Origin of the sequence: Polaromonas sp., assembly GCF_012927415.1 — a bacterium.
In the GTDB taxonomy this organism is placed as follows: Bacteria; Pseudomonadota; Gammaproteobacteria; order Burkholderiales; family Burkholderiaceae_C; genus Polaromonas.
The window spans coordinates 1-4,382 of the sequence record NZ_JABBPF010000152.1; the positions used below are offsets into that span (position 1 = coordinate 1).

5 protein-coding genes are annotated in these 4,382 nt (G+C 59.9%); 4 read left to right on the forward strand and 1 reads right to left on the reverse strand.

The window, feature by feature from the left end:
- Positions 1-473, reverse strand: a 473-nt coding sequence (locus HHJ19_RS13020; RefSeq protein WP_296908096.1) for an AAA family ATPase, incomplete at its 3' end; no start/stop codon positions are given.
- Positions 474-514: 41 nt separating this feature from the next.
- Between HHJ19_RS13020 and HHJ19_RS13025 the strand changes: the two genes are divergently transcribed.
- From HHJ19_RS13025 to HHJ19_RS13040, 4 genes are all read left to right on the forward strand, one after another.
- Positions 515-1,468, forward strand: a complete 954-nt coding sequence (locus HHJ19_RS13025; RefSeq protein WP_296908092.1) for a histone deacetylase family protein — start codon at positions 515-517, stop codon at positions 1,466-1,468.
- Between the two features lie 8 nt (positions 1,469-1,476).
- Positions 1,477-2,283 (forward strand): enoyl-CoA hydratase, encoded by an 807-nt coding sequence (locus HHJ19_RS13030; protein WP_296908093.1) that lies wholly within the window; start codon positions 1,477-1,479, stop codon positions 2,281-2,283.
- Positions 2,262-3,587 carry a mechanosensitive ion channel domain-containing protein gene (locus HHJ19_RS13035; protein ID WP_296908094.1) on the forward strand — a complete coding sequence of 442 codons (1,326 nt, stop codon included), beginning with the start codon at positions 2,262-2,264 and terminating at the stop codon, positions 3,585-3,587. Before HHJ19_RS13030 ends, HHJ19_RS13035 begins: the two co-directional genes overlap by 22 nt.
- 228 nt (positions 3,588-3,815) lie before the next feature.
- A partial coding sequence (locus HHJ19_RS13040; RefSeq protein WP_296908095.1) for an electron transfer flavoprotein subunit beta/FixA family protein occupies positions 3,816-4,382 on the forward strand: 567 nt, incomplete at its 3' end.

Here is a 4,382-nt window from a genome sequence, read left to right on the forward strand (position 1 = left end):
GGCCGGGCGTAGGTGCCGCGCTGGTCAGGGGGGTTTTGCGTGGCGAGCACAAAAAACGGCAGGGGCAGGGGGCGTGTCTGGCCTTCAATGGTGACCTGCTTTTCTTCCATGGCCTCCAACAGGGCGCTCTGGGTTTTGGGACTGGCGCGGTTGATTTCGTCGGCCAGCAGCACCTGGGCAAACATCGGCCCCGGGTGAAATACAAAATTCTCTTTTTGCCGCTCGTAAACCGATACGCCCGACAAATCGCTGGGCATCAGGTCGGCGGTGAACTGGACGCGTGAAAACTGCAGACCGAAGGAGCGCGACAACGCGTGCGCGAGCGTGGTTTTGCCGACGCCCGGCACGTCTTCAATTAGCAGATGACCGCCGGCCAGCAGGCAGGCCACGCAGTCCTGCACCTGCACCGACTTGCCCACAATGACCGTGTTAAGCTGATTTAAAAGTGCTTGAAGTTTTTCTTTGACGTGCATACGTTCGACCATAACGCAATTATTTACAAAATTTTCCAGACATGAACGCAACCGGTTATTTCACCCATGAAGATTGCTGGAAACATGAGATGGGCCCGGGTCACCCGGAGTGTCCGGAACGGCTTGACGCGATTGAAGACCGGCTGTTGATTAGTGGCGTAGGCGATGCGCTTCAGCGGCGCAAGGCGCCACTGGCGGCAATCGGCGACATTGAGCTGGCCCACGACCGCATGCTGGTTGCGGCGATTCGTGGCCTGAGCGATCAGCTGGCGGACGATATCCAGGCCGGTGGCCCTGCCCACGTGCAGATTGATCCCGACACCGCCATGAACGTGCACACGTGGAACGCTGCCCTGCGTGCTGCGGGCGCGGTGATTGCTGCCACCGACTGCGTGATGGCTGGCGAAATGGAAAATGCCTTTTGCGCCGTGCGACCACCGGGGCACCACGCCGAGCGCCAAAAAGCCATGGGCTTTTGTTTTTTTAACAACATCGCGATTGCAGCCAAGTACGCACTGGAGCGCCACGGCCTCAAACGGGTGGCGATTGTTGACTTTGACGTACATCACGGCAATGGCACTGAAGACATCATCAGGGGTGACGAGCGGATTCTCATGGTGAGTTTTTTCCAACATCCCTTCTTTCCCCACACCGGGGCTGACACGCGTGAACCCAATATGGTGAACCTGCCGGTACCGGCCTACACCAAGGGCATGGACGTGCGCGAGCTGATCGAGATCATGTGGATTCCGCGCCTGGAGGAATTCAAGCCGGAAATGATTTTTATTAGCGCTGGCTTTGACGCGCACCGCGAGGACGATATGGGCCAGATGAGCCTGAACGAGCAGGACTATGCCTGGATCACCGGGCGCGTCAAAAACGTGGCCAGGCGCCATGCCCGGGGCCGCATCGTGTCATCCCTGGAAGGCGGCTACAACCTCAGCGCGCTGGGGCGCAGCGTGGAAGCGCATATCCGGGTGCTGGCTGATTTATAGGGGTTTTTATGAATACCGAGCTTTCCGGCCTGCCGCCGCCAGTGCTTCACACTCGCGACGCGCGGGGTGTGCACATGCTGACACTGAACCGCGCCGCCAGCTTCAATACGCTGGGCGAAGCTATGTTGGCAGCGCTGCAATCCGCGCTGGACGCGATCGGGCTTGACGCTTCGGCCCGGGTGCTGGTGATAGCCGCGCAGGGCAAGGCGTTTTGTGCTGGCCACAACCTCAAGGAGATGGGCGCGCAGCCCGATCTGGACTACTACCAAATGCTGTTTGCCCAATGCACGCGTGTGATGCTCGGCATCCAGAACCTGCCAGTGCCCGTGATTGCCCGGGTGCACGGCCTGGCAACGGCGGCAGGCTGTCAGCTTGTGGCGCAGTGCGACCTGGCGGTCGCCAGCAGCAATGCCAGCTTTGGCGTCAACGGCATCGATGTCGGCCTTTTTTGCGCCACGCCCAGCGTGCCGCTGGTGCGCAACATACCCGCCAAACAAGCCATGGAAATGCTGCTCACGGGCGAATTCATCACGGCCGATGAGGCGCGTGCGCGGGGACTGGTCAATCGCGTGGTGCCGCAGGAACTGCTGGACATCGAGGTCGAGAACATGGTTCTAGCCCTGCTGGGGAAACCAAGGGAAGCGTTGGCCATGGGCAAGGCGTTTTTTTACAAACAGCGCGAAACCGGCGTGGAAGCGGCTTACCAGCTTGCCGGGCAGACCATGGCCTGCAACATGATGCACCCTGTCGCACAGGAAGGCGTGCAAGCATTTATCGAAAAAAGAAAGCCGCAATGGCCAGCGCCAGCGCCGTGACTCTCCGATCCTTGATCCCGCCAACCCGTATTGAGGGGCTGGACGGCTGGTTTGCTGCGCTGACCCGGCCGAGCGCCCTGACCGAGCTGGGTGCGTTGATCGTCTGCGTTTTGCTGGCCTGGCTGGTGGTGCATGTGATCAGTCGCGCGCGCCGTCTGGCCGGCGAGGCGTCCATCCTTTTTGGCCGACGCGTTATCGACGGCGTCTTGTTTCCGCTGTTGCTGCTGGCCTTCGCTTATGCTGCCGAGATTCTTTTGACCCGCCTGTTTCCACTGGCCGTTTTCAAGGTGGCGCTGCCGGTTCTGGTGGCCCTGGCGGTGATTCGCCTGGGCGTCAAGGTGCTTCAGGTGGCGTTCAAAAATGCGCCCGTGGTGCGTGCGCTGGAGCGCAGCATTTCGTGGCTGGCCTGGATTGCCATGGTGCTCTGGGTCAGCGGTCTGCTGCCAGTGATTCTGGACGAGCTGGACGACATCAAATGGAAGGTTGGGGGCTCGCTGATTTCCGTGCGCACCATGATCGAAGGCGCCTTGACGGCCGGGGTGGTGCTGCTGATCACGCTCTGGATTTCGTCCGCCATAGAAGGCCGGCTGCTGCGTTCGGCCACCGGCGGTGAGCTTTCGCTGCGCAAGGCGGTCAGCAACGCCACCCGCGCGGTGTTGATGTTTGTCGGGTTGTTGCTGGCGTTGTCGTCGGTGGGGATTGACCTGACGGCCCTGTCAGTGCTTGGCGGGGCGGTGGGCGTGGGCATCGGTTTCGGCCTGCAAAAACTGGCCGCCAGTTATGTGAGTGGTTTTGTCATGCTGGCTGAGCGCAGCGTGCGCATCGGGGACAACGTGCGTGTTGACACCTTCGAAGGGCGCATCACCGACATCAATGCCCGCTATACGGTGGTGCGTGCGGCATCAGGGCGCGAATCAATTGTTCCCAACGAGATGTTCATCAGCAGCCGTATCGAGAACCTGTCCCTGACCGACACTCAGGTGCTGCAGTCCACCGTCCTGTCGGTGGGTTATGACAGCGATGTTGAACTGGTGATGCGGCTGCTCAGCGAGGCCGCGCTGAAGCAGTCGCGCGTGTTGCACGATCCGGGCCCCGGTGCCAATTTGACCAATTTTGGCCCGGACGGTCTGGAGTTCACTCTGAACTACTGGATGGCCGACCCTGAAAATGGCCAGCAGAACCTGCGGTCGCTGATCAACCTGGAAATACTGAAATCGCTGCGCGAGCATCACATCGACATTCCATACCCGCAAAGGGTGATTCACACCCGCGCCAGCGCGGCTGAAGAACTCAAGCCTGCCTGAGGCGCGGGGGCAACTGACGCCCGCAGGACAGTGTGTTGACAGGATGCTCTAATTAGCTTGCATAAACTACTTATAATAAAAACGAACGGTCGTTCTTTTTTAGGGTTGCGCGTCGCGATGGATTAATCTCCGTCATCGGGGTGACTGCTCTTCATACAGGATGGCGCAGCATAGAATGCAGAGCTTACGTTTACGTCAACGTCAATTAACTGAATCTGGAGCCCAGTCATGAAGGTCTTGGTACCCGTCAAGCGTGTGGTCGACTACAACGTCAAAGTCCGCGTCAAATCCGATGGCACCGGTGTCGATATCGCCAATGTCAAGATGAGCATGAATCCCTTTGACGAAATTGCCATCGAAGAGGCGACACGGCTCAGGGAAAAAGGTGTTGCGACCGAAGTTATCGCTGTCAGCTGCGGCGTGCTGCAGTGCCAGGAAACCTTGCGCACCGCCATGGCAATCGGCGCTGACCGCGCCATTCTCGTTGAGACGACCGAAGAGCTGCAGCCGCTTGCCGTGGCCAAGCTGCTCAAAGCGCTGGTCGACAAGGAGCAGCCGCAACTGGTGATTCTGGGCAAGCAGGCGATTGACGACGATTGCAACCAGACCGGCCAGATGCTGGCTGCCTTGCTGGGCTGGCCGCAGGCCACGTTTGCGTCCAAGGTCGATGTGGCCGACGGCAAGGCCGTGGTCATGCGTGAAGTCGACGGCGGAATGGAAACCCTGTCCTTGACGCTGCCGGCCATCATCACCACCGACCTGCGGCTCAATGAGCCGCGCTACGTCACGCTGCCC

Bases quoted from the DNA above. Each gene is read 5' to 3' on its own strand.
- HHJ19_RS13035 (WP_296908094.1), top strand. From the start codon at position 2,262: ATGGCCAGCGCCAGCGCCGTGACTCTCCGATCCTTGATCCCGCCAACC.
- HHJ19_RS13030 (WP_296908093.1), top strand. From the start codon at position 1,477: ATGAATACCGAGCTTTCCGGCCTGCCGCCGCCAGTGCTTCACACTCGC.
- HHJ19_RS13025 (WP_296908092.1), top strand. From the start codon at position 515: ATGAACGCAACCGGTTATTTCACCCATGAAGATTGCTGGAAACATGAG.